Genomic DNA, 24,081 nt, shown 5'->3' with positions numbered 1-24,081 from the left:
GTTTACATTATTGCTTATCAAGCAATGGTTTTAAATATTGACCTGTATACGATTTTTTCGATTTTGCGACCTCTTCTGGCGTACCTTCAGCAATGATTTCACCACCACCATTGCCCCCTTCTGGGCCTAAATCGACAATCCAGTCTGCCGTTTTAACCACATCTAAATTATGTTCAATCACTACGATAGTATTACCTTTATCGCGGAGTGAATGAAGTTGTGCAAGTAATTGTTTTACATCAGCGAAATGTAAACCTGTGGTCGGCTCATCTAAGATATACAAAGTGCTACCAGTATCGCGCTTAGATAGCTCTTTGGCAAGTTTTACTCGCTGAGCTTCACCGCCCGATAATGTTGTGGCAGATTGACCAATGGTAATATAAGCTAATCCTACATCAATCAACGTCTGCAATTTGCGGGCAATCATTGGTACAGCATCGAAGAATTCACGACCTTCTTCAACCGTCATATTTAAAATTTCATTAATTGATTTGCCTTTATATTTAATTTCAAGCGTTTCACGATTATAGCGTGCACCATGACACTGATCACAAGGTACATAAATATCTGGTAAAAAGTGCATTTCAACTTTTATTAAACCATCACCTTGACAAGCTTCGCAGCGACCACCTTTTACATTAAAACTAAATCTTCCAGGATTGTAACCTCGAGCTCGGGCTTCGGGTACACCAGCATAAAGCTCACGAATAGAAGTAAAAAATCCCGTATAAGTAGCTGGGTTTGAACGAGGTGTGCGCCCAATAGGACTTTGATCAATCGCAATGACTTTATCAAAATAGTCCAACCCTTCAATAGCTTTATAAGGTGCTATGTCACTTTTTTCTGCACCATTGAGTTCATTTTGTGCCAATGGGTATAAAGTGTCATTAATTAATGTCGATTTACCTGATCCTGATACCCCAGTAATACAAGTAAAGAGTCCAACAGGAATATTTAATGTCACATCTTTAAGATTATTACCAGTTGCACCAATGAGCGATAACATTTTTGTCTTATCGACTTTTGTACGATTTGCAGGGATTTCAATTTTTTGTTTCCCTGACAAATATTGACCCGTTAATGATGTTTTACTGGCCATAATTTGTTTAGGGGTACCTTGTGCAACGACCTCACCACCATGTACACCTGCACCAGGTCCGATATCGATAACATAATCTGCCGCTAAAATGGCTTCTTCATCGTGTTCAACGACAATAACGGTATTACCTAAATCACGTAAATGCGTTAATGTATCAATAAGTCGGGTATTATCTCGTTGATGTAAACCGATAGAAGGTTCATCAAGTACATACATCACTCCAACTAATCCCGCACCGATTTGGCTAGCTAGTCGGATACGTTGTGCTTCACCACCTGATAATGTTTCAGCAGAACGTGAAAGCGTTAAATAATTGAGCCCAACATTGATTAAAAACTGCAAACGGTCGTTGATCTCTTTTAAGATCTTTTCAGCTATTTGTGCTCGCTGTCCTGTTAATGATAACTTGTCAAAAAAGTCTTTTGCTTGTTGAGTACTTAAATCACTAATAGTTGGCAAATTAGTATCATTAATAAATACATGTCTTGCTGTTGTACATAACCTTGAGCCATGACAACAAGGACAAGGACGATTACTGATATATTTAGCTAACTCTTCACGAATGGTTTGTGATTCAGTTTCTTTGTAACGTCGCGCTAAATTATTAATAATGCCTTCAAATGGATGAACGCGTTTAACAACATCACCACGATCATTTGAATAGGTAAATTGAATTTCGGTTTTACCTGATCCATTTAATAGAATATCTTTCACTTTTTCAGGTAATTTTTCGTATGGTTGATCGATATCGAATTTATAGTGTTCAGCCAGTGATTTTAACATCTGAAAATAGTAAAAATTACGACGATCCCAACCTTTAATCGCACCTGCAGCTAACGAAACCTCAGGCATTTGAACGATGCGTTTGGCGTCAAAATATTGTTGTACACCAAGACCATCACATTCTGGGCAAGCTCCCGCTGGATTATTAAATGAGAATAATCTTGGCTCTAGTTCTGAAATACTGTAACCACAAATTGGACAAGCAAAATTAGCCGAAAACAGATGTTCTTCAGCTTGTGGATCATCCAAATTGGCAACTTTTACAATCCCATTGGTAATAGAAAGTACGGTTTCTATTGATTCCGCTAGGCGCAGTTTTAAATCATCACGAATACGAAAACGGTCAACGACCACTTCAATAGTATGCTTTTTTTGCAGTTCAAGTGTCGGCGGATCAGACAGATCATAGACATCACCATCAACCCTGACTCGAATATAACCACTCGCTGATAATTGTTCAAATAACTTAACAAATTCACCTTTACGCTCAGTCACAACGGGTGCTAGCAGCATATAACGGTTTTCAGCCGGTAATGCCATGATACTATCAACCATTTGTGATACCGTTTGAGCGGCTAACGGTAAATCATGTTTCGGGCAGCGTGGTTCGCCAATTCGAGCGAATAGCAGACGCAAATAATCATAAATTTCGGTAATTGTTCCCACTGTTGAACGAGGATTGTGCGAAGTTGATTTTTGCTCAATCGAAATCGCGGGTGATAAACCTTCAATATGATCAACATCGGGTTTTTCCATCAATGATAAAAATTGACGTGCATAAGCCGATAATGACTCAACATAACGTCGTTGCCCTTCAGCATAGAGAGTATCAAATGCTAACGAAGATTTACCTGATCCCGAAAGACCCGTTATTACAACCAGCTTATCTCTTGGAATAGTAACATTAATATTTTTTAGATTGTGCGTTCGCGCACCACGAATATCGATATCTTTGATTGACATAGATCTCTTCTTGTGTGTTTTAAACGAAATGAATTAGAAATAAACTGTATATTATACCAGTAATAATCGATTAAATATACCACATATATAATAGAACACGTTATTGGCTATTATATACTCAAACGTATAGTTAACCTGAAACTTTTTGACAAGATTATTTGCTAAAATAAAAACGGTCTTTAGCGACCGTTTTTAGTCATTTATATTAATCAATTAGTTTTGGAGTTGCATCTAAAGGAATAATCGCACCACGATATTGAATGACCGTACCTGCAACTAAATGGCCTTGTAATGCTGATTGGGAAGGATTTCGCCCACTTAAGCGTGCACCAAGATAACCTGCACTAAATGAATCCCCTGCTGCGGTTGTATCGATAACTTTATCTTTAGCGATTTTATTAGCTGGCACCTCAAAGCGACCTTCAGCACAATCAACAATGCAGCTATCACTACCTCGTTTGATGATGATTTCAGTTACACCAAAGTTTTTAGTGCGCTCAATTACTTGCTCATAAGGCAATTTACCCCATAGCAAATCTTCATCATCAAGCGTTAAAAATGCAATATCGGTAAAACTCAGAATATCGCTGTAAACACTTCGAGCTAAATCAAGGCTGCTCCATAAACGTGGACGGAAGTTATTATCAAAAATAACCTTGCCACCATTAGCTTTAACTCTTTTTAAAAGATCTAATAATTTAAGAATACTTTCCGCATCTAAAATTGCAATACTGATACCACTCAAATAGACATAATCACATTGAGCAATCTGTTCAGCTACCTTGTCTGTTTCGGCAGTTTTTAACCAAAACTTAGCTGCTGCATCATTACGCCAGTAATAAAAAGAACGCTCACCCTGATCATCTGTGACAATTGAGTAGAGTCCTGGCATCTTATCTGACATTCTTTGTACTAAATCAGTTTTAATATGCTCTTTTTGCCAACTATCAACCATCTCTTGGCTAAAAGGATCGGTGCCTAATCCAGTTACATAGTGAATTGCAAAGTCTTTACCTTGTAATAAACGTGATAAATAGACAGAAGTATTAAGTGTATCTCCACCAAAACTGCGTGTTGTCGAATCTTGTTTCATCGACAATTCAATCATACATTCGCCAATAACAGCGATATTTAAAGTCATATTGTACCTATATCCTTGACCTAATTATAAATAATCCAATGCGATTTTAACCACAACTTTACGAACCGTTGTAATCTTATTATTGATAGTACAGAGCGGTTTATGAACTTCGTTGGGTAAAAATACGATGAAATCGTTCGACTGTAATATTAACATGGTTTCTTCTGGGGGTGTTTCGATAAAAGCGATATCATTATCTGCTAATTTGTCGTCTAATACCTTAGTGTGGGGTGGTAAGGTGCTTACTGCCATTCCCTCTTGTCCTTCCAATACAATTTGTACATCAAGGTATTTTTTATGAAACTCAGGATTAGCCTCATGAATATGTCGCAAAGTGCTATCAGACACCATAAAAAACATATTATCGCCATCAATATCATAACGTCCTACTGGCGTGTTGCTGTTAACATTATCTTTAACATATTCGATTGATTGCTTAATTTTGTTGGGTAAATATGGGATTAAATCCAAATGATTAATATTACCTAAAATCATACTCATGATCCTTTACAAATTGATGAAAACAAATAAGGCTATTTGAATTACGCATAACAAAAACTTGCCATGTTAAACTAATTAAATTGATAAAGAGTATATACTTAAGTAGAGCTTTTTTGTAGATCTTAAAACATAAAAAGAGTTTATAATCTGCTAACGTTATCAGTTCTATTTCAATAAAATAAATAAATCACCGAAAAGCGATAAAATGCACATTTTATTTTAGGCTCGATGTGGTTAGTCTACTATAAGATTGAGAATATATGATACAGATTGCATATAAATTGAAACATTTGATTTCTCAAATAAGAAATCAAAATTAGCTAAAAATCGTTTTTTGATAGACTCCAGCAAGTTTTAGTATTTTTTATTAATAACTTTTTCAATTGATGTTTAATTATTTGAAGATAGTTTATTGCTTTTATTACAAATTCAGATACGACAATAAGAAATATCTTTACAATAACAAATTATTTATAAAATGAATTCGTTTAATGTGATGAGGTTGTAAAAATTAAATATGAAAAAAGAATCATGCTTTTTTGCTACTACTATAAACTGTTATACCGAGAATGACGTCTTGATTGTTGGTATTGGCAACCATCCCATATCACCCGATCGTTATTTAATTATTTCGCGCTTTGATGATGGTGAAATTGATGATGCAATAGGTATACAAACTAATAATTCAACGATGGAAGTTGCTAATGCCATTAGTAATCTGTTTTTACAAAAAAATTCTCTAACAGTAGAAATTAAAGCGGATAAACAACATTTAGTGGGTGAGCAAAGGTTGACAGCTGAATTTACTGATCAAAACATTGCATTGTTAACTGAATATATCAAAAAAATATTTTTAGATAGTTCAGTCAATCTCTCGATTGATGTATAAAATAATTTATCCGTTTCGATTAAAGTAAACATTTATCCATCATTAAAATATTCTAAATTATATTATTCAAGATGAATGTATAGCCAAGGTTTTCTTTTGGATAGTTTAACCAACATGAGGGAACGATCATCTAGTTAGAATCATTAGACTACAATCAAGAAATGTAAAATGCGATAAATTTTATTAATCTCAGTTAATTAAACCACAAAATATTATTAATCATTAAATCATAATTTATATCACAAACATTTATAATTTATGAGATATTGAAGCACTTATAAAACATATCATTAATCAAAATTTACTTAGCAACCAATAAACCAGATGAGTATGGTTATATGGTTATATGTTTAATGGCCAAGTGATAATGAACATGGCATAAGAGTTAAATTAAAAAAACTCTCTGTGATTGAAGTAAACATGGATAAAATTTCTTTTTTATAAAAATGAAATATGTTTACCTCATGAAATTCAGATACTAAAATAAAGCGCTTTTTGCCTAACTCTTGCATCATTTTATGTAAAAAATTTGGATAAACAATAATGTTGAGTCATAATTATGAATGAACTTGAGAAACTGTGCCAAGATTTAAAAGTCCCCCTCGGTAATGGACAGGATTGGGAATATGAATTAGCGAACGAATATCGAACACCGCAATGGTTAGCTAAATATTTGTCTGCCTATCTTGATAATAATTACTCAACATTTCAAAAACACATATTAATGAATTTATGTATCGATATTTGTAATGATTTATTCACCGCTGATCCTAATCAAAATCAACCTATTATTCACCAAGTATTAAATATCCTTTATAACGATTATGCTCAGCATTGGCAACTTATTGATTATTGGGCATTACCCGATGAACCACTAGAGGATTGCTTTGAGATAACGTCAGAAATAAGAAAACTGAGGCAAAAATATCTTGCAAATGCCCATGAATGGCTTGCTTTAAATCAGGCTCAACAAAATTTATTGATTGCGAAACAGAATTTTCGACAATGTCCTGATTTTTTTATACAACTACAAATTGCTCTCAATTCTTCATCACAACAAACAAACGCATTAACATTAATCCATGATGATGGATTGAATGATGATCAATTAAGCCAGTTACTATCCACCCTTATCAATATTGCTTTAGAAGGCAATGACGAACAAAGTGTTATTGCACATAAAATATTAGTGAAAAACAATAATAATCAATCTATTAATCAAAAAATCGCTAATTTATTACTAATTAATTATATTGATGATCTCAATTATTACGATGAGATTATCTATCGCAGAATGACTGAATTGTTGCATGATTTAAATAATTCATATTTGATCGAACAGTTTATAAATCGATGTAAAAACATTGATGATCCAGAAGTTGCTCAAAACTATCCTTTGTTTGCTAAACAGTTAATATCACAAATTAGCACTTTTTCAGAAAGTGAATTAAATCAAATAGAAAAAAGGAGTGACAATGTAACCTAAGCTACAGGGCAAGCGGATTTGGCGGGTTATGTCCATTGTAGTAGTAACAATTTTATTAGGATTGGAACAAAACAACAACGAAACAAAGATATTAAACTGATTGATGCAACAAATGCCGAGCATGATTTTATTGCACATGCATACCAAGATATTTCTAAGTGCTTAATGAAATTAGACGATTAAAAATAGTTATTAGTAAAAAACAAATTGCCACAAAAATAAAAAGATTTTAGAAATGCTTTAATCCCAACCATAAATAAGATAAATGGCAATTTTGCATTCGGACAGTTAAAAAAATAAATCAATTTAAATAATAATTAAAAAACTCTATTTTAAATTTCGTCATTATAATAAACAACGAACCTATACTTTCAGTTTTTTAATACAATTCGATTTAAAGAAAAGTTTATTATTAATCCTGTATTGTCTTTTTCAGAATAAAAAAGGCAATTTTCCACGAAAAAAATTAAAGTAAATATCCTAATTTTTTATCCTAAACAAGTCGAAACAGTCATATTATCAATATGAAATAATTGGCCGAATAATTTTACGAAATAAAGAGATCCAAACTAAGTAATGTGTCATTTAACGAATGTTTTTTATATTCTAATGCGCTGCTACTTTCGAAAAGAGATTAATGATGACCACACCAAACATAATAAATCCCATACCAATTAAAGCAGCAAGATCTAAAGTCTGTTTCATAAAAATCCAAGCAATTAAACTAATAAGCACAATTCCGATGCCAGACCAGATCGCATAAGCAATTCCGACAGGAATCGTTTTTAATGCTAATGAAAGAACATAAAAAGAAGCGCTGTATCCAATGATAGTAATGATTGAAAAAACCAAATGAGTAAAGCCATTGGATAACTTTAATGAAGAAGTTGCAATCACTTCACAAATAATAGCTAGAAAAAGAAGAAGATATGAATTCATGCTAATACCCACAATTGTTTAAAACGATAGTCTTATTCCTAACTTTCAATAAATCAGGTTTAAAAGCTTGAATTGTTCAATTTGGTAAGCTTATAAGGTATATTATTAAAACCTGCTAGAGTTTTATATCTATATTTTTTATATCTGTATTATTTTTAAATGATAAGTAAACTAGATAGCTACTAACTCTTGAATATCACTGAATAGGATGATTTTTAGTGGTGGGTTGTGAGGGAATCGAATTATAATGATAACATATTGATATATAATGATATTATAAAAACAATATGCTAAACATATAACATAATGTATAACATTAAATATTGATGACCCACTCAACTTATCACCGATATGTAATATAACATCTATTAACAATAAAGTAAAAAGTTAAAAGAAAACTTCTTTTTTGTGATTTTATGACACTAACAACACTAACAAAATTAATTATTAATAATCAGTAAATTAATCACGTGTTATTATAGTGTTGTATGTTGTTAATTAGTTGAATAGGGATCTATTTTTCTTTCTAATTGTTTTTCAGTATTAATTGATTTTATTTTACTTATCCTATTTTCGCGGTCATGTCTCACCATGTACCAATCTTCAATTAATGTTTCAATTAACCACACTAATTCTTCTGCTTCACCGGGTTCAACATCGACAATTATATTAATATCTTTTTCTGGATGAGCACCTATATTACCAATAGATTTAAGTGCCATAATAGCGTCATACATATTGGTATCTATTTTATCTTTAATTGCTTCAATTTCATGATGTAAAGATTTTTTATCTTTTATAGCCCAAAAATCTCTTATCATAGTTTGCAAACAACGTCTAGATATTGTTGCTGAAGCTTTTGGAGAAATATTGACAATTAATTTTGCCTCTTTATAATCCTGTAATATTGATTCAGGCACATAATTAGGAAAAACCTTAACATTCGCTTCTGGTTCAAGATCCCATCTACGAATTATATATTCAGAATTAATAAAAGTATTACGAATATTTTCTGCATTGTTGGTGTCCCATTTTTGGACAAAAACTTCAGCTTTATTACATTCCGGTGATGGGCATGTTATAACATGAGTTTGTAGGCCATAAGTAGTATCATCTGCAAAATCTCTATAGAAAAAATCCGAAGCACTTTGAATATCACTTCTTGTTATTGTGGATAAAACATTACAAAAAGGACAAACTCTAGAAAAAGGCATAATTATTATCTCCTGCAAATATTAGGTTATTAATTATAGCTCAATCCCTTTAAATTCGTCTAACGCTTGTTTTTGTTCGTCTGATAGGTTGATATCTATCTCGCCATATTCAAGTAAGTAGGTACCGAATGACATGAGGAAAGCAACTGCAGGGTCTATCTTGTTGGCTGCTTTCTTTTTATTGGGCTTGATGTTGGCATTTGCATCTGTTTCCATCACTACATTACCTATAGCCCAAGCCAAAACAGGATCGCCATTATGTTTAATCCGTTTACGACTAATAAATACCTCAGCAGTTTTCGATGTTGGGCTATAACGTGCGTATGTTTGTGGGAACGGCTCAACGTCTAAGCCGATATTTTGTAACTGCGTTCTCAATTGTGTGGCGTTCCACACATCAAAGCCAATTAACTTAATATTAAACTGATCACTGTCTTTTAAAATATCATCACGAATTTGGTCATAATCGATACAGTCGCCTTTAGTTACTCGAATCCAACCCTGATTAACCCATTTACGGTACATCTCTCTATTTTTGTTAGCCACGTTAGTAAGCTGATATTCAGGAATGTAATGCCGTGTTAATAATCTTACCTCGGTTTCAAAAGGAAACGAATAACAGACGCTAGTAATATCACTAGTAGATGATAAATCTAATCCAGCATAGCAATCTAACCCTTTTAAATCTTCTTCTGCATAATCAGCTTTACACGCAACCCAGCTACCAGTATTTACCCAAGGCGTAGCCCCATTACACCAAATATTAAAGCGTTTAGTGAGCATTTCGACCCACTGGGAAGATATACCTCTGGCTTTCTTAATCGTGTCCTCCAAGGCGCCACTATCAACCGATATATCAAGGTTAGGATTAGCTTTTATCCATAAATCAGGGTTATCAATTTCACTTTCATCGTCCAATTCGTAAATAAGTACAAATTGCGATTCGTTAACTTCGTCACCTGCTAAAATCTGGCAACAATAATCATAATGCTGTTTACAGGCTGATATGGTATTACTGCCAGCGGTGGTGATAGCAAATAAAATGCCTTCTGGTCTTGCTCCCATTCCTAATTCAAGGGCTGAATAAACGCCATTATCAGGGTGTAAGTGGTATTCATCTACAATTGATAAACTAGGATTAGTTCCCTCTATCGTTGAAGCTTTTGAGGCAAGAGGTCTTAATATACTATTACTTTTAGAATTAATGATTTTATGTTGTTGAATGGTGACTCTTTTCTTTATTGGCTTGCTAAGTATCGCCATTTGTCTAGCATCATCAAACACAATTCGAGCTTGATCACGGCTAACAGCTGCAGTATAGATATCTTGCTGACCTTTTTCCATGACTAAAAACCAGTTAGCAAGAATTGCTGCTGTAGTCGATTTTGCGTTCTTTCTCGGTACTTGCACATAAGCACTACGGTATTTGCGTAATCCTGTTTTAATGTGCTTAAATCCCAGCAGATTAGCAAATAAGAATTGCTGCCACGTCTCAAGCACAATAGGTTTAGCTCTTAAATGACCTTTAACGTGTGGACAGACTTTTGAGAATGAAACAAATTTAGTGACAATTTCACTATCAAAATAATAATTAGGATTATCCAAATCAATGAAATAGCGGTTTACTGCCTGTTTTAAGCGTTTACAAGCAGGAATATCACCATTTTTAACCGATAATGCGTAATTATGCCAATCGGTCAAGCTCATCTTCCTCATTCGCTTCAACTGGATTCTTACGACGACTTACAGGATCAAAGCCAAGCAATGAAGCCATTTTAATCATGATTTTTTCAGCTTCTGACTTTGCACTAAGTGCAGGATTGCGACTTTCAGTACCTTGTGAATTAACAATTGAAAATCCACGCTTTGCAATATCTTCCATTGCTTTACGGTACATAGAATAATTAACACAAAACAATTCTAAATTAGTCCAATCGGCAGGCTGAATATCATCACGACTAGCTAACTGGTCCGCTCTAAGTTTCCATTGTTCCTTTGCCAATTTATCCAAATATTTAGGTGCTTTCATATTATTGTTTTCTCTCTACTTTCTAAAAAATCACTGTGCATAAAAATTTGAGGAGGGTGGTGGTCTTTTGCCTCTTTGAATTTCTTTGAACATTCCCCCCTACCCACTCATCATATCTGAGGACTGCTATCAGTTGTCTTTATTATGAAGATGACCCAAATCCTCGTTTATCGATTACTCTTGTCTTATAGCTATGACAGTCTCGACATAATGGTTGATGATTACTTGCTTGCCAAAAGAGAGGATCACTTTGTCCATCCTCAACAGGTTTGATATGGTCTATCACAGTAGCAGGAGTGAGTAATCCTTTATCATTACACATCTTGCATAGTGGGTTATGCCTAAGATACTCAGCTCGATATATTTGCCAACGATGATTATAGCCTCGTTGTGCTGCTGTTCCTCGTGCTTTATCTTGCTGTTTATCTCTTCTATGCTCATTACATCGCCCTGATTTAACACGGTTACGACAATTAGGATATGAACATCTCTTTAATGGTTGTATTGGCATCATTCACCTAATAGATAGCTGGGTCACGGTAGATACTCCACAATGAAGAAATAGCTAACGGCACTTCGCTTACGGTGTTAGTACTAACCATTTCTCGGTTCTCATATAGATGAGCTATATACATAAGACAACCTGCTTTGATTGCTGGCGTGAATTCCTGTATATCAAATGATTTTCCTATATGCTTTTGACAAACTTCAAGAGCAGCATCTATATAGATTTGAAGTAAGCTATCTTCTAAGGTGTCACTGTCATCAATACGGCAATGTAACTTAACTTCTTGTAAGGTAATATTAGCCATCGTTTAAACCAGCCTCACATAACAATTCTAAATAAGTTCTTTTTGCGTCAGGTAATACAGCTTTAATATTTAAATATTGTGAGCCAGCTATCAGGTACTTAATCCGCCAAGTGGTATCAATATCCTTACGGTAGCGAATATAAACCCTTATAGTGGTCCCGCTCATCTCTTGCTGTGATAACATAAGCTCTTTACCAGTTACTGCTTTAACCTCAGCCCATACGTTTGCAATATCTTTCCATCCTTTAATAATTTGACCAAATGGATCTCGGTAGCTCTCGAATTTCTGTAAGATAATGCGCTGTCTTAATCGCCCTATAATCATTCAGCATTATCCTTTTTAACTTCTACTGTTTGCTTCCACGCTTGGCTAAATTCTTCTCCGCCCTCATAAGGTAGCAAACCCTCTCTTAATCTTGCTTCATTAGGATTCATTACTCCTGATTTAATCGCTATGTTATAGCTGTTAAAGCGATCTATTGGACTGGTACGCATCAAGTCCGATGTATCAAACTCAATTAGATAACGGCTTTTATCATGATTAACATCAATCATTAATGCATCTTTTAATTGTTGTTCAAAATTGGTAAGCCATGGTCTAAGCGTTAAAGTTAAAAATGAACGTGTAGCTTCTGAAAAGTTACTATATGAACTATGGGAATATTCTTGTAGAAACATCGGGCTAATGTTAAATATTCGAGCTATGTCCTCAATCGTAAACCGTCTACTTTGCAGCCACTCGGCATCTTGATTGCTCATGCCTAACTGCTCGTATTTCATTCCTCCCTCAAGTATTGGTGTTTTACCTGCATTTTTTGCACCTTTGTAACGTTCTAATGCATTTAAGGCTTTTTTCCCTTTTGCATCATCCATCCATTCAGCCATAGAGACATAACCACTTGCCATTAGTCCGTTTTTCATGACAGATGAGCCATGGCGTTGCTGGGCAAGTCCTAATCCTATCGCTTCCCGACAAATAGTAACAGGAGAACGTCCGAGAAAACCGTCATCACTCGCATAACGTAAATGTAATACCTCATCTTGTAAGTAATTTGTGACATTACCATCCTCATCGACAATGGAGTAAGCATAACGCCCATTACCCAATCGTTTTGGAGTAACAGCATAAGGTGGGAAACTTTCAAGCCCACTAGGTCGCCCGTCATTACCCCAGTGAATGACCGCATAAGCATTACCACCTAATAAACAGTGGCGCATCATTGTGCGTTTAAACTGGTAAGGTGTCTGTTTGGTGTTTGGCATCTCATTTAGCAAATATTCAACAGGATGGCTTGATATGCGTTCACGTTCGCCTTTTTTGTTGAGCTTGTAGAGATAACACGGCATTGAGGCAACAGCTTCACTGATTACCGTAACCGCATTCATCACGGCGGGTAATGCCTCGGCTGAGCTAGGCGATACATATTCGCCCGAATTTGTATTAGACAAACCAAGATAAGAAATTAACTCGTCAACTGTCATGCTTCGTTGCTCTTTCTTCTTACGGCTAAATAATCCCATGTTTATAACTCCATAAGGTCAAGCCATGCTTTACTTAAATCAGGCTGAAATTTGGCTTTAGCTTCAAGCATAGAACGTTTGGCTATTTGTATATCACTTTCTTGGTATGCCGGCATACTCGTGACGGTTATTTCAAATAGTTCAGCAGTATTTACCGTTCTTAAACATGGCTCTTGATTAAAATCCCATGATTCAGCTGTGGCTATAAAACCAAATGACATACCACGAATATCACCACGATCCACACTAACGAGCAAATCACGCCCTAATTGAGTGTCTGGCGGTGTTAATTGAAATCGCAAACCAATATCATCCTCAGCCAGAATTAAGGTATTAGAGATAGTCCGACCTAATAGGGCTTTGTGGTCATGTTCAAATAAAGCGCGAATATCAGGATTATTACTCAATGATTGGCTAAATGCTTTTGGTGCGAACTGCTCATAAAATTCACCCCATATCAATTGTGAACGGCTATTCCACTTCACCACATAACCGACTAGCTTAGTATCGTCCCTAACGACTTCGGTACTTCTGATTTCATATTTTTTCTTATCCATATCAACCTCAAAAGGGCATATAGCCCTGTTATTATTTACCAGCAGATACTTCTAAGATTTTGATAGCGTTAGAATCGACTAAACCACCACCGAGATATTTATCAGTATGGACTTTATAGAATCCCGGTTCTGTAATGTTATCTGGGCGAGTTCTTACACCTGTTTCATGATCAACAATGTAGTAACCCCGTTTAAAGTCACCCACCGCAACAACGGCACCCGTATCATTCATATTTTCTAAATAATGAACAGGTTTACCTAACAGCATATCAGGATCGCCTGCTTTTAAACCATCACGCCAAATATAATCACCATTACCATTTTTAAGTTTTTGTAATGTTGCTGCAGTATTTGAGTTCATTACCCATACAGCATTTTTACGGTATTTCTTCTTAAGTTTGAAAAGTAAATCAATTAAACTATCTGCCGTGATTGCGGTAGTTGTCATCTTTTCTAGTGTGCCAAATGGACGCACTTTATCGGCTTGTGCTGCTTGCGGATAAGCAAGGAATCCTTTAGCTTTTTTAGTGCCATTACCATTAATTAAGTCTAATTCTTCGGTTTCGACAAAAGTATCTTTGATTTCATCGGTTAACCAACTTAAGACATCCAAATCACTAAAGTCTAAGATTTCTTGCGTTGTTTTAGGATAAGCATAAATCGGGTATAACTTGATTGATACTTCTTCAAGTTTTGGGGTAGCGGTTTCCGTTCTAGCTATTCCCTCTTCGCCGTGATTAACCGCTGCGCCACCTACAGATACCAGTTTTTTATATTCGTTTGAACCGATTTTTTTAACCGTACAAATCGCACGCATTTCTGATTCATCAGATAACTGACGCATAATTTCTTTGTCTAATTCAGGTATTACTGTATAACCACCATCAGCAGGTACAGCAGTAGACAATGAACGAGCCTCACCAGTACGGATATAGTTGCGTAATTCTTCATTAGTAAGCTTTTTATCTACTGGTTTGCTCTTATCTGCTAAACTTCGCTCTTCATTGGCTAAAGTTTCATAGTTAGAAATTTCAGTATTCAACTCTTCAACTTTTGCTTTTATAGTATCAAATTGTGTCTTTTCTTCTGGTGTCATACTGCGGTTTTCTTGCTCTGCTTTGTCAAGCATTGAGCGCATTTCTGCTACTTTGGTCGCTTTTAATTGACGTAATTCAATAAGTTTTTTCATATCGTTATTATTTACCTTTATTTATTCTTTATTTACAGCGAGATATGAAAGGCTTTAAGTGGGAATAGCGATTAGGCTATGAAAGATGCTGCGCTTAGGTTTTAGACTGCCATATCTGCGCTAATTCGTGGTTATACTATTAACCCAAACTGCAGTCTAACAAAACAAAATAATATTGTTAATTCAATGAATTAGGTAAAATTAATCAGAAAGCATCAGAACAGAATTATTTTATTTGTATTAGCCAATAATCAATTCTACTTGGTATATCACTAACAATTCTCTTCATTTCGCCACTAGGTCTGGCGTTACTTTTTAGGCTATCTAATAAATAAAAATAAGCATCATCTAAAGCGGGGAAGATAAAATATTCCTCTAATTCAGTTAACTCATTATTAGTTCGTTTCCTATCCAAAATTTTACGCTGGTTTTGCACATACTTTTTTAGATTGCTAAATTCGTTTGTTATTTGATTTATTTTAATAGGATCATGCAACATTTCATCTAATGCAATCGCCATAATTTTAGTATCAATTAGTCTTTTCATTTTGTTACCTTTTATTATAGTTAATATTATTTTCTTCTAACGCAGCATCAGGGAACCAGTCATTACACTTATCATAATCAAGATGTAAGTTAGTCCTACGTCCCTCACCATGCCTTGCTCTTATAATGACTTCCAAGCCGTACTCTTTCATTGCAGCAGGTAGAGCATTAACAAAGTTCCTGAGTGATAATGGATTTTTTAGATTATTGTTTTCGATAAATGTAATATAGGCATGATATAGAAATCGCTTAAATTGTACTGGCGTTGAGTATTTTCCTATCATCATGCCGTCAGGTTTATCGGTTGCAAAGAGATAACTACAAAAATCAATAAGTGGATTGGTTAATCGCTTAACTTCAATTGCCTCAGATGATTTTTGTTGCTCAATTAACAGTAATTTAGCTTTGTTATCATCTTCAAAATAATTGAATAAATGACGGATTATCACAGACAATTCACCACGTATTTTATCTTTTAGGATTGGGTCGCGTTCATTAGCAGGAACTGGCTCGCCAAAGTGAAAGATTACCCTCCGCCTAGATATTCCCCCGTCATCATTGCTAAATGTCATTGGGTTATTGTTAATCGCTAATATAACCCCCTGTATCTTAGTTGAATAAGGTTTCTTATATTTTTCATCTATAGCCACATCATCACCACCCGTAATTGCCTTAATACCGTTACCCTCACCGATATATTTTGCTTGATCGGGTAAAATAATTAACGACTGTCCAACAATAAGAGATCTTTCTCTTGGCTTTTCAAGTGATTCCATATTGGCAGATACCGTATTGTTTTTACCTGCTAACATTGTAGCAATATCAGCAAAGACACTTTTACCACTACCACCTGCGCCTGTTACTTCTAAAAATAATTGCCAGTCATAACGATTAGCCAATATCATATATAATGCTGCTTTTATAGCATCCATCTTGATAGTGTCTTTTTTAGCGGAACGTGACAACCATTGATAAAAATTAGGCGCATGATGCTCTAAATTTTCATTCGATACACTATCAATAAAATCAACATTGTTAATTGATTGTAACCAGTGATTTTTTGAATGAGATTTAAAAGTACGAGTATCAAGGTCAAATACACCGTTTTTAAAACCTATTAAATTTCTCGCTGGTTCGTTTTTTAATGGTATTTGAAGCTTCATTGTATCAATGGTCGATTTAATGCCTTTTTCTGAATAATGAGCATTTGATTGTCGAAACAACTGGACTAGTTCACGTTTAAGATCCATTTCAGAAATCATTTGCCAAACATTATCTTTATAGATATATACCTCATTTGTCACCATATCTAAGGATAGATTATTCTCATAATGATCTATGAGTACATCAGCTTTCTGACTGGCTTGCATCTGTGATAAGTCGGGTATAGATTTTAGTTTAATTTCGGAAAAACTTCCCTTAAGTGAATTTTTGATATTGCTATCAAAATATTGCTTAACTTTTTCAAGTCCAAATTGTTGCCTATAATCATCCCAATCACATTTATAATCAGTGTCAGGGATTGTGTAATAACCATTTACCGCCGTAGCTGCTTCTATCGCTTTTTCCTTACCTGTGTTTCTATGACTACCTATATCATTATCACCCGCAATAATAATATTTACGGTAGAATTAACCTCACGAATAGCTTTGGCTACATGAATAAGGTTGCCTGCATCAATAGCAGATATCACCAGTGACCGATGGCGGAATTCCGATATCGATATGCCAGTGGCTAATCCCTCACAAATAATAATTTCATTAGCTGTGAGCAACTCTTTTTTTACCTCGTCAGGCTTGCCCAAATTTGGGCTGACCCATATAAAAGCCCCTTTTTTATTCGAGCCTTTCATTAAGTGCTTGCTTCCGTCTGGCTCGATAAATTGACCGCCTGCGTATTCATTATGAAAATTCAGCATAGGCGCAAAAATGCGCCCATTGTCCAATAATGGCAAACCAAAGGTTAACCCTTTCTTGGTCAGGTATTGAGATTGCCCTAATGTTGCTTTAGATAGCAAATACTCGACCTTTTTACATACGGGATTATTTGGTATGTTATCATTATGTAATTGTTCAGAATCTATTTTTCTAAATACGAGATTTTCCCGTATTTGGTTATTTTGATTAGACAGATTTAAACATTCCACTACTTTACTCGATGCTTCTTTAGCGTCGCATTGATAATAGTTTTTGATAAGTTCTAAGCCGTCACCGCTACCGCATAGATTGCAGAAATAAGTACCGCGCCCATTTTTATTATCAAACCTGAATCTATCTTTACCACCGCAGACAGGGCAAGGACAATGCTTACCATTGCCCACCACAATACCTAATGAACTAAAGATTGATTGCCATTTATCTACTGCTTGGGATGTAATTTCATTTATTTTCATTTTTTCGACCCTTAGATTCAGTTTCACTACTAAATAGTTTCTTAGAATCAGTTATTAAGTCTGATATAGCCCAAAGCACATATGAGCGTAACTCATTACTTAATTTGGTATCTTCATTACATTCACACATTAATAGGGTTGCAATAGCGTTAGCTTGATCGAGTTTAGAGTTGATAGTATCAACTGCATCTAAAGAAATATTAGGCATTATTCTCATCTCCTTTGAAATCGATATTTAATAGTTCCTTGTAAGCATCTTCGATTAAGTCACCAGCTGCCCAAAGTAAATTACCTGTATCGCAATGATCAATAAAAGGCTCATCTAATCCCTCATCTTTATAATTGTGATTATCCCAAATCACCTTAATCATGCTTTGGGCTTGTGCTAGTTTGGTTTCAATATTATTTATTAATCGGTGGTTATTAGCATTATTCATGACTGTAACCTCCCCACGTTCCGGCTTGTTCACTGATTGGAGTTATTCGAATTCTGGCGATAAAGATAAGCGATTGCTTGCCTAAATTTTTGCGTGCTTGTCGTTCGGTTGTTGCTGTAGTTTGGATAACTTGAGCGGTTGAAAGGTCATAGAATTTATATAGTTTGGATTGTCTTGCACGTAGGTGTGCGCTATCATAGCTGTTAGCCATAATCATTACCTCTGTTAATGTTATTGTGGTTAGATAGCTCAAAGAGTTCGCACCTCGATGAGCTATTGTTATTTTTGCACCTATACAATTAAAAGGTGTAACGACAATATAAATTATGGTGTCACGACAAGTCAAGCCTTTTTTATTGCTTTTTTTTGTTATATACTGTCGGTACAAACAACTGGACAATTTATAAAATATGGCTACAGGTAAACATAACAATAAATCAAAACGTGTTGATATTCGTTTTCCACATGAAGTAATCGCAGAAATGGAACTCGTCAAAAATGAAGACGAAAATACATCACAATTTGTCATTAATTCAGTTAAGAATGAAATAAAACGTCGTAAACGTAAACGCTCCGAATAATTAAAATGCTCTCGAACACTTCCTAAATCTACCCATTTTTTTAACTCTGCGTTATTATAAGAACGTGCTTTAAACGCGTTACGCTTTGGCACAAGTTCAATGCTTTTAATTAGTTCTATTGACATTTGATACTACCTTAATTAGTTGATTTTAGTGATTGAATATGGGCAACTGTGACAAGTTGCCTTTTTTATTAAATCAATTCTGGTTGATATTTTTTCCATAGTGCTTGCTCTTCTGCTATCAAATTAGCTTTCCATTTTTTACAAGCTTCTAAATTACGTCCTCTTTTGCTTGATTCAATAAGATATTCTTTTTCACGTTTAGCATGATCATTCAAGAAAGCCCAAGGCACACCATAAGCACCAGTTTTGCGAATTGCTGGAATAACTTCACCAAATACCCAGTTACTAAATCGATAAGCAAATGTTCCTTGTTGAATTGCTTTTCTGCTTCTAGCGATCAACTTGTAAAATCCTGATTCAGATACAGCTAACAATTTTCTTGCCCCGCCTCTTTTGCCTGAATGACTATAACTTAAAGTTAGGGTCATTAATTCAAGGCTATTTAATGATTTAATTGCTTTGGTTGGATTGCTATGCTCTAACGCCAAACACACATCGTTAGCAATAAACCACGGTTCACCCAAATAAGTAATAATTCGTACTTTGATGCCATCAAATTTTATGATGCTTAATTCATCTTGTTTAACTATCATCTTAATAGCTCCCATTAGCAAACCCTCGGCGTTTAGTCGGTTGATTTATCTTTTCAACTGTTGGCGGATTGTCGATCCAGTGAAGTAATTCCACTAATGACCAACCGCATGAGTTAGCACCTAATGATTTTCTTAATGGATATTTACCGTCTTTCTCAAGTTGCCATGCTGTTGAACGGGCGATACTAGTAATTTTGTATCTCTCATTTTCACGAACAAGGCGATCATATTGGATACCGTATTTATCCCTAATGGCTTTGTGTTGTTCTGGAGTGATTGAATATGACATTGAAAGCCCCCTTACTGTACTCGGTTGCTTTCTAAATAGGTTTTAACTTCGGCCATATCGTAAACTACTCGACGCTTGCCAACTTTAATACCTTTGGGGAAATTTGGATCGTAACGTAATGTGTTCTTAGCACAGCCTAAAATTAATGCTAATTCATCAAGGGAATAGTATTTTGGAGTGTTTAATTGCATTGTTTACCTCATTAATTTCATTTGTGTTTAACTAATGAGGTAATTATGTCGTTTATGGAAGTTTGTTTTCAGTGGTGGGGATAGGTAGGATTTCCCACCCCCTACTAAAAGCTAAGTTTTACACCTGTTTCTGGGTTAAATAAATCAAAATCATCTACTGGTTTATTCCCGTGTTTATTTGTACCTTTTAGCTCTTCTACTGTCTTTATGTTAGTATCTTTAAACCAATCTTTCATTACTGTGCTATAGGCTTTACCTGAAATATTAGCTATCTTAGATGCAAGTTTTGATTTAGGAATGTGGATATTTTGTTGTAAATAATGATTCTGAGTATATATAGCAACATTAATCCAATATCTTTGATCATTGGGTAGATCGCATCCTAATGGTGCAATAAATCTATCAATATCTTCACGCATAACAAATAAGTTATTTAAATGAACTTTTAATCCATAAATTGAACATGCATCATCAATAATAACAATATCTTTTGTTTTGGGGTGGTATAAATGGCAGTATCCTGCTGTTATTAATCCATTTCTTTTTCTCTCATTAACAAAATCAGGAGATATTAAATAAACAGTTTCATGAACAAACCTAGTTGATTTCATAGGACTAATAATAAAAGCACCATATCCTTTTCCTTTAACGCTGATATAATTATCTTTTCCCTGAACTCTAACGCTGTACAATTGAGTGATATCATCATTGTAAAAATGTGTTCCATATTGGAAAAACTTGTTTCCTAAACCACCATAATCACATTGATAATTAATAACTATTTTTTCACCTTGAAGTATATAATAAAAATTAATTTGCTCTGATAACCAACAATCAACCAGGTCATCAGTTGTACAACCTAATTCATTACATGCACGTTCTAAATTTATATATGGTCTTTTAGGTAATAAAGACATTGTTTCCCTCAAACACGATCACCCTAATCTAATAAAGAAGTTACGCCAGTCCGTTAGGGTTTCGAACTTTCGGGAGCTACCCTAGGCGTAACTAATTTAATTACTTAAACATTATTGAGCATTATTATATCATTACTGTATAAAAAAACATTAACCTAAATCCCACTAAATAGTGGTATTTAGCTAGCCAAAGGAATGGTTTGCTTTTGGAATGATTACTTTGATAATCAGCACGGATTTGAAATCCGACCTAATGATATGTTTTAATGTTATATATGTTATTACTTTCTTTTAATAACACTTAAAAAAATATATATAAATCAATTATATTATGTTATTAGTGTTGTTAGTGTTATTAAAATATATATATAAAGTATTTATTAAATAATAGGTAATAAAAAACCAGTCTAATTGACTGGCTTAAATCTGGTTCTATGAATAAAATCAAGAGGCTCATTTTTGAGCTGCTGACAGTGATACATTTCCTTGGCTTGCCTGTTCTACAAAGTCACCCCACCATTGCATCATGTCACGGCGTTTATCTAAATAGGTTGCTCTGTTGTAAATTGCTCTTACTGCATTCCTATCGACGTGAGCAAGCGAGACTTCAATTAAATCATAATCAAAGCCATGTTCATTTAATGCTGTAGATGCTAATGATCTAAAGCCATGAGCAACTAACTCACCTTTAAAGCCCATTCGTTTTAATGCTGTATTGACTGTTTCTTTATTCATATGTTTATTGAAAGGTGCTTTCAATGTTGGGAAAACATATTCACTATGACCGCTAATAGGCTTCATAATCTCAATTATCCTTATCGCCTGTTTATTTAGTGGGATAGTATGATCTCTTCTCATTTTCATTTTGTCTGCTGGTATCGTCCATAATTCATTTTTTAGGTCTATTTCACTCCATAATGCAGATACTGCCTCAATTGGTCTTGTTATTGTAAGTAGTTGCCACTCAATTAAGCATCTTGTTTGCAATTCAATACTAGCCAAAGAAATAGCTTTCATTATTCTTGGTAACTCTGAAGGTGGTAAAGAGGGCATATTTTGCTTATGGGCAACTTTAAACACAGCTCCTATTTTACCAGCTGGATTATATTCAATCAGATCATTGTTAACAGCATAAGTCATTACTCTATTAATTCGTTGTGATATCCTCTTAACTGTATCTAGTTTACCGGCACATTCAAGAGGTTTTAAAGCTTCAATAAAATCTTTTGCTTTTAGCTGTGAGATGGGTATATCGCCAAGGCTAGGATAAATATAATTAACAAATGAATTTTTTATTCGCCTAATTGTTCCACTAGTGATATCTCTTGAGTTCTGTTGCTCAAGCCATCTTTCAGCCACTTTATAAAATGTATTATCTTTCTCTTTTTTTGATTGGTTTTGTATAGATTGTTTATGCTGTAGTGGATCTACTCCTTGAGATACTAAAGAACGATATTCATCTCTTTTTTGTCTTGCGTTAAATAATGTGATTTCTGGATAGCTTCCAAAGCTAACTAATGTGCGTTTTTTTGAATCAGGACTAATATAATTAAATCGCCAAATTTTAGAACCATTAGACTTAATTAATAAATATAAACCATTGCCATCTGATAAAGTAAAATCCTTTTCCTTTGGCTTGGCTGACTTGATTTGAGTATCATTTAGAGGTTTTATAATCTTTGCCATGTTATACGAATTTAAGTTATATTTGAGCGTATAACATAATATATAACATAAAAGTTTGAATTTCGCTAAATCTTCTTGAACTTAGATAAACAGTAAATTAGTTAGAAAGCTTGTTATATAAAGGTTTTTTGAACGTTTTTGAATTTGGATGGATTAATGAATGGTGGGTTGTGAGGGGTTCGAACCCGCGACCAATTGATTAAGAGTCAACTGCTCTACCGACTGAGCTAACAACCCACTAAATTATTCTTTCTATTATATCTAACCTTTAAGATTAATGCAAGCCATAGATTTTACATAAATTTTGAGCTAAATCTCAGATTTATCAAATTAAATGTGATATTATCATAAAATTAAAGAATTTATTATTATCCAACCGATTCTTTAATTAACTTAATATGACATAAATAACAGTATGAATTGACAATTAGTTAATAAAATTAATTAAACGCCTAATTCAATAATCCTTAAATTATAGCTTATAAGATAGTATTAGGAGACAAGAAATGAAAATATCATCTGTTGCAATGCTCATTTCAATGGGATTAGCAAGTTCAATGGCTTATGCACATCAAGCGAATGAAATCATAGTCCGTGGTGGACCTGTTTATGTTCATCCAAAAGATAAAAGTGATCATGTGAAAGTGGGTGGGGCAAAAAGTGATTTAAAAGCTAAAGCCGATAATGACACTCAACTTGGTTTAAATTTTCAATATATGATTACGGATAATATCGGTATTGAACTGTTAGGAGCAACACCATTTAGCCATCAAGTTAAACTTGGCGGTGGTAATTCAACGGGATTGGCTGGCGCTCACCTTGGTAAAATTAAACATTTACCACCTACATTAAGTGCTGTTTGGTACCCTCTTGATTCGCAATTTGAATTTCAACCGTATGTGGGTGTTGGGGTAAACTATACTTTCTTCTTTGATGAAAAACTCAGTGGAGAAGCTAAAAAAGCAGGATTTCATGGTTTAGACCTTGATAGTTCTTGGGGCTTAGCGGCACAAATTGGGGCAGACTATTCTATTAATGAAAATTGGCTCATTAATGCACAAGTACGTTATATTGATATTGAAACTAAAGCAACTACGCATTTAGGAAATACTAAAGTAACGGCTAAATATAAATTAGACCCATGGGTTGCAATGATTGGTGTAGGCTATAAATTTTAAGCTTTTGCTAAATAAAAAATCT

At 34.4% G+C, this 24,081-nt stretch carries 28 protein-coding genes and 1 tRNA gene; 5 read left to right on the top strand and 24 right to left on the bottom strand.

Annotation, left to right across the window (positions count from 1 at the left end; genetic code table 11):
* Positions 1-7: 7 nt before the first annotated feature.
* The 3 genes from uvrA to H3T96_RS05980 all read right to left on the bottom strand — a co-directional run bounded on the left by uvrA (position 8) and on the right by H3T96_RS05980 (position 4,481).
* Positions 8-2,839 carry an excinuclease ABC subunit UvrA gene (gene uvrA / locus H3T96_RS05990; RefSeq protein ID WP_086326813.1) on the bottom strand — a complete coding sequence of 944 codons (2,832 nt, stop codon included), beginning with the start codon at positions 2,837-2,839 and terminating at the stop codon, positions 8-10.
* Positions 2,840-3,050: 211 nt separating this feature from the next.
* Positions 3,051-3,986 (bottom strand): sugar kinase, encoded by a 936-nt coding sequence (locus tag H3T96_RS05985; RefSeq protein WP_144091444.1) that lies wholly within the window; start codon positions 3,984-3,986, stop codon positions 3,051-3,053.
* A gap of 24 nt (positions 3,987-4,010) precedes the next feature.
* A complete protein-coding gene (locus tag H3T96_RS05980) occupies positions 4,011-4,481 on the bottom strand; it encodes a YhcH/YjgK/YiaL family protein (protein WP_086326809.1) in 471 nt (156 codons plus the stop codon).
* 523 nt (positions 4,482-5,004) lie between these two features.
* Between H3T96_RS05980 and H3T96_RS05975 the strand changes: the two genes are divergently transcribed.
* The 3 genes from H3T96_RS05975 to H3T96_RS05965 all read left to right on the top strand — a co-directional run bounded on the left by H3T96_RS05975 (position 5,005) and on the right by H3T96_RS05965 (position 7,045).
* Positions 5,005-5,376: a hypothetical protein gene (locus tag H3T96_RS05975; protein ID WP_144091443.1), complete on the top strand. Its 372-nt coding sequence runs from the start codon at positions 5,005-5,007 to the stop codon at positions 5,374-5,376.
* Between the two features lie 559 nt (positions 5,377-5,935).
* On the top strand, positions 5,936-6,862 hold the full coding sequence (locus H3T96_RS05970) for a hypothetical protein (protein WP_186279211.1): 927 nt from the start codon (positions 5,936-5,938) through the stop codon (positions 6,860-6,862).
* Between the two features lie 18 nt (positions 6,863-6,880).
* Positions 6,881-7,045, top strand: a complete 165-nt coding sequence (locus H3T96_RS05965) for a hypothetical protein (RefSeq protein ID WP_186279210.1) — start codon at positions 6,881-6,883, stop codon at positions 7,043-7,045.
* A 423-nt stretch (positions 7,046-7,468) separates the two neighbouring features.
* Here the strand turns inward: H3T96_RS05965 and H3T96_RS05960 are convergent, their stop codons facing one another.
* The 15 genes from H3T96_RS05960 to H3T96_RS15025 all read right to left on the bottom strand — a co-directional run bounded on the left by H3T96_RS05960 (position 7,469) and on the right by H3T96_RS15025 (position 18,710).
* On the bottom strand, positions 7,469-7,801 hold the full coding sequence (locus H3T96_RS05960) for a multidrug efflux SMR transporter (protein ID WP_039128022.1): 333 nt from the start codon (positions 7,799-7,801) through the stop codon (positions 7,469-7,471).
* A gap of 494 nt (positions 7,802-8,295) precedes the next feature.
* Positions 8,296-9,015, bottom strand: coding sequence for a DUF4145 domain-containing protein (locus H3T96_RS05955; RefSeq protein WP_144091442.1), 720 nt, complete (start codon positions 9,013-9,015; stop codon positions 8,296-8,298).
* Positions 9,016-9,048: 33 nt separating this feature from the next.
* Positions 9,049-10,716, bottom strand: coding sequence for a terminase large subunit (locus tag H3T96_RS05950; RefSeq protein ID WP_144091441.1), 1,668 nt, complete (start codon positions 10,714-10,716; stop codon positions 9,049-9,051).
* Complete coding sequence (locus tag H3T96_RS05945; protein ID WP_025315442.1) at positions 10,700-11,044, bottom strand: phage terminase small subunit P27 family; 345 nt, start codon at positions 11,042-11,044, stop codon at positions 10,700-10,702. Before H3T96_RS05945 ends, H3T96_RS05950 begins: the two co-directional genes overlap by 17 nt.
* A gap of 142 nt (positions 11,045-11,186) precedes the next feature.
* Entirely contained in the window at positions 11,187-11,555 is a 369-nt protein-coding gene (locus tag H3T96_RS05940) for an HNH endonuclease (protein ID WP_144091440.1), read from the bottom strand.
* Between the two features lie 7 nt (positions 11,556-11,562).
* The gene (locus H3T96_RS05935) at positions 11,563-11,856 is read right to left on the bottom strand and encodes a head-tail connector protein (RefSeq protein ID WP_025315440.1); all 294 of its coding nucleotides are present in this window, start codon (positions 11,854-11,856) and stop codon (positions 11,563-11,565) included.
* Positions 11,849-12,181, bottom strand: coding sequence for a phage head closure protein (locus H3T96_RS05930; RefSeq protein WP_025315439.1), 333 nt, complete (start codon positions 12,179-12,181; stop codon positions 11,849-11,851). The genes H3T96_RS05935 and H3T96_RS05930 overlap by 8 nt, the downstream gene beginning before the upstream one ends.
* Positions 12,178-13,377, bottom strand: coding sequence for a phage portal protein (locus tag H3T96_RS05925; protein ID WP_144091439.1), 1,200 nt, complete (start codon positions 13,375-13,377; stop codon positions 12,178-12,180). Before H3T96_RS05925 ends, H3T96_RS05930 begins: the two co-directional genes overlap by 4 nt.
* Positions 13,378-13,379: 2 nt before the next feature.
* Complete coding sequence (locus H3T96_RS05920) at positions 13,380-13,934, bottom strand: HK97 family phage prohead protease (protein WP_086364392.1); 555 nt, start codon at positions 13,932-13,934, stop codon at positions 13,380-13,382.
* A gap of 31 nt (positions 13,935-13,965) precedes the next feature.
* A complete protein-coding gene (locus H3T96_RS05915; protein ID WP_144091438.1) occupies positions 13,966-15,123 on the bottom strand; it encodes a phage major capsid protein in 1,158 nt (385 codons plus the stop codon).
* A gap of 226 nt (positions 15,124-15,349) precedes the next feature.
* A complete protein-coding gene (locus H3T96_RS05910) occupies positions 15,350-15,670 on the bottom strand; it encodes a hypothetical protein (protein WP_025315435.1) in 321 nt (106 codons plus the stop codon).
* A 4-nt stretch (positions 15,671-15,674) separates the two neighbouring features.
* Positions 15,675-18,062, bottom strand: coding sequence for a primase-helicase zinc-binding domain-containing protein (locus H3T96_RS05905; protein WP_144091437.1), 2,388 nt, complete (start codon positions 18,060-18,062; stop codon positions 15,675-15,677).
* Entirely contained in the window at positions 18,049-18,270 is a 222-nt protein-coding gene (locus H3T96_RS05900; protein ID WP_144091436.1) for a hypothetical protein, read from the bottom strand. The genes H3T96_RS05905 and H3T96_RS05900 overlap by 14 nt, the downstream gene beginning before the upstream one ends.
* Positions 18,263-18,499, bottom strand: coding sequence for a hypothetical protein (locus H3T96_RS05895; RefSeq protein ID WP_144091435.1), 237 nt, complete (start codon positions 18,497-18,499; stop codon positions 18,263-18,265). Before H3T96_RS05895 ends, H3T96_RS05900 begins: the two co-directional genes overlap by 8 nt.
* Complete coding sequence (locus H3T96_RS15025) at positions 18,492-18,710, bottom strand: host cell division inhibitor Icd-like protein (RefSeq protein ID WP_370545717.1); 219 nt, start codon at positions 18,708-18,710, stop codon at positions 18,492-18,494. Before H3T96_RS15025 ends, H3T96_RS05895 begins: the two co-directional genes overlap by 8 nt.
* 199 nt (positions 18,711-18,909) lie before the next feature.
* Here H3T96_RS15025 and H3T96_RS15020 point away from each other — a divergent pair, with 199 nt between their 5' ends.
* Complete coding sequence (locus H3T96_RS15020) at positions 18,910-19,080, top strand: YlcI/YnfO family protein (protein WP_202112419.1); 171 nt, start codon at positions 18,910-18,912, stop codon at positions 19,078-19,080.
* 193 nt (positions 19,081-19,273) lie between these two features.
* Here the strand turns inward: H3T96_RS15020 and H3T96_RS05885 are convergent, their stop codons facing one another.
* The 6 genes from H3T96_RS05885 to H3T96_RS05860 all read right to left on the bottom strand — a co-directional run bounded on the left by H3T96_RS05885 (position 19,274) and on the right by H3T96_RS05860 (position 23,118).
* The gene (locus H3T96_RS05885; protein WP_198248614.1) at positions 19,274-19,798 is read right to left on the bottom strand and encodes a BRO family protein; all 525 of its coding nucleotides are present in this window, start codon (positions 19,796-19,798) and stop codon (positions 19,274-19,276) included.
* A 1-nt stretch (position 19,799) separates the two neighbouring features.
* The gene (locus H3T96_RS05880) at positions 19,800-20,087 is read right to left on the bottom strand and encodes an AlpA family transcriptional regulator (RefSeq protein ID WP_025315429.1); all 288 of its coding nucleotides are present in this window, start codon (positions 20,085-20,087) and stop codon (positions 19,800-19,802) included.
* Between the two features lie 11 nt (positions 20,088-20,098).
* Positions 20,099-20,278 (bottom strand): AlpA family transcriptional regulator, encoded by a 180-nt coding sequence (locus H3T96_RS05875; protein WP_065569266.1) that lies wholly within the window; start codon positions 20,276-20,278, stop codon positions 20,099-20,101.
* A 104-nt stretch (positions 20,279-20,382) separates the two neighbouring features.
* A complete protein-coding gene (locus H3T96_RS05870) occupies positions 20,383-21,195 on the bottom strand; it encodes a hypothetical protein (protein WP_144091433.1) in 813 nt (270 codons plus the stop codon).
* A 453-nt stretch (positions 21,196-21,648) separates the two neighbouring features.
* Complete coding sequence (locus tag H3T96_RS05865; RefSeq protein ID WP_144091432.1) at positions 21,649-22,881, bottom strand: integrase domain-containing protein; 1,233 nt, start codon at positions 22,879-22,881, stop codon at positions 21,649-21,651.
* Positions 22,882-23,042: 161 nt separating this feature from the next.
* A tRNA-Lys gene (locus H3T96_RS05860) sits at positions 23,043-23,118 on the bottom strand.
* Positions 23,119-23,387: 269 nt separating this feature from the next.
* Here H3T96_RS05860 and H3T96_RS05855 point away from each other — a divergent pair.
* Positions 23,388-24,059, top strand: a complete 672-nt coding sequence (locus H3T96_RS05855; protein WP_039127977.1) for an OmpW family protein — start codon at positions 23,388-23,390, stop codon at positions 24,057-24,059.
* Positions 24,060-24,081: the final 22 nt, after the last annotated feature.

It is taken from the genome of Gilliamella sp. W8136 (assembly GCF_016101285.1).
In the GTDB taxonomy this organism is placed as follows: Bacteria; Pseudomonadota; Gammaproteobacteria; order Enterobacterales; family Orbaceae; genus Gilliamella; species Gilliamella apicola_N.
This window is presented reverse-complemented; position numbering and strand designations above follow the sequence as displayed.

Coding starts and splice junctions, on each gene's coding strand:
- H3T96_RS05985 (WP_144091444.1), bottom strand. CDS start 3,986: ATGACTTTAAATATCGCTGTTATTGGCGAATGTATGATTGAATTGTCG.
- H3T96_RS05980 (WP_086326809.1), bottom strand. CDS start 4,481: ATGATTTTAGGTAATATTAATCATTTGGATTTAATCCCATATTTACCC.
- H3T96_RS05975 (WP_144091443.1), top strand. CDS start 5,005: ATGAAAAAAGAATCATGCTTTTTTGCTACTACTATAAACTGTTATACC.
- H3T96_RS05970 (WP_186279211.1), top strand. CDS start 5,936: ATGAATGAACTTGAGAAACTGTGCCAAGATTTAAAAGTCCCCCTCGGT.
- H3T96_RS05960 (WP_039128022.1), bottom strand. CDS start 7,801: ATGAATTCATATCTTCTTCTTTTTCTAGCTATTATTTGTGAAGTGATT.
- H3T96_RS05955 (WP_144091442.1), bottom strand. CDS start 9,015: ATGCCTTTTTCTAGAGTTTGTCCTTTTTGTAATGTTTTATCCACAATA.
- H3T96_RS05945 (WP_025315442.1), bottom strand. CDS start 11,044: ATGAAAGCACCTAAATATTTGGATAAATTGGCAAAGGAACAATGGAAA.
- H3T96_RS05940 (WP_144091440.1), bottom strand. CDS start 11,555: ATGCCAATACAACCATTAAAGAGATGTTCATATCCTAATTGTCGTAAC.
- H3T96_RS05935 (WP_025315440.1), bottom strand. CDS start 11,856: ATGGCTAATATTACCTTACAAGAAGTTAAGTTACATTGCCGTATTGAT.
- H3T96_RS05930 (WP_025315439.1), bottom strand. CDS start 12,181: ATGATTATAGGGCGATTAAGACAGCGCATTATCTTACAGAAATTCGAG.
- H3T96_RS05925 (WP_144091439.1), bottom strand. CDS start 13,377: ATGGGATTATTTAGCCGTAAGAAGAAAGAGCAACGAAGCATGACAGTT.
- H3T96_RS05920 (WP_086364392.1), bottom strand. CDS start 13,934: ATGGATAAGAAAAAATATGAAATCAGAAGTACCGAAGTCGTTAGGGAC.
- H3T96_RS05915 (WP_144091438.1), bottom strand. CDS start 15,123: ATGAAAAAACTTATTGAATTACGTCAATTAAAAGCGACCAAAGTAGCA.
- H3T96_RS05910 (WP_025315435.1), bottom strand. CDS start 15,670: ATGAAAAGACTAATTGATACTAAAATTATGGCGATTGCATTAGATGAA.
- H3T96_RS05905 (WP_144091437.1), bottom strand. CDS start 18,062: ATGAAAATAAATGAAATTACATCCCAAGCAGTAGATAAATGGCAATCA.
- H3T96_RS05900 (WP_144091436.1), bottom strand. CDS start 18,270: ATGCCTAATATTTCTTTAGATGCAGTTGATACTATCAACTCTAAACTC.
- H3T96_RS05895 (WP_144091435.1), bottom strand. CDS start 18,499: ATGAATAATGCTAATAACCACCGATTAATAAATAATATTGAAACCAAA.
- H3T96_RS15025 (WP_370545717.1), bottom strand. CDS start 18,710: ATGGCTAACAGCTATGATAGCGCACACCTACGTGCAAGACAATCCAAA.
- H3T96_RS15020 (WP_202112419.1), top strand. CDS start 18,910: ATGGCTACAGGTAAACATAACAATAAATCAAAACGTGTTGATATTCGT.
- H3T96_RS05885 (WP_198248614.1), bottom strand. CDS start 19,798: ATGATAGTTAAACAAGATGAATTAAGCATCATAAAATTTGATGGCATC.
- H3T96_RS05880 (WP_025315429.1), bottom strand. CDS start 20,087: ATGTCATATTCAATCACTCCAGAACAACACAAAGCCATTAGGGATAAA.
- H3T96_RS05875 (WP_065569266.1), bottom strand. CDS start 20,278: ATGCAATTAAACACTCCAAAATACTATTCCCTTGATGAATTAGCATTA.
- H3T96_RS05870 (WP_144091433.1), bottom strand. CDS start 21,195: ATGTCTTTATTACCTAAAAGACCATATATAAATTTAGAACGTGCATGT.
- H3T96_RS05865 (WP_144091432.1), bottom strand. CDS start 22,881: ATGGCAAAGATTATAAAACCTCTAAATGATACTCAAATCAAGTCAGCC.
- H3T96_RS05855 (WP_039127977.1), top strand. CDS start 23,388: ATGAAAATATCATCTGTTGCAATGCTCATTTCAATGGGATTAGCAAGT.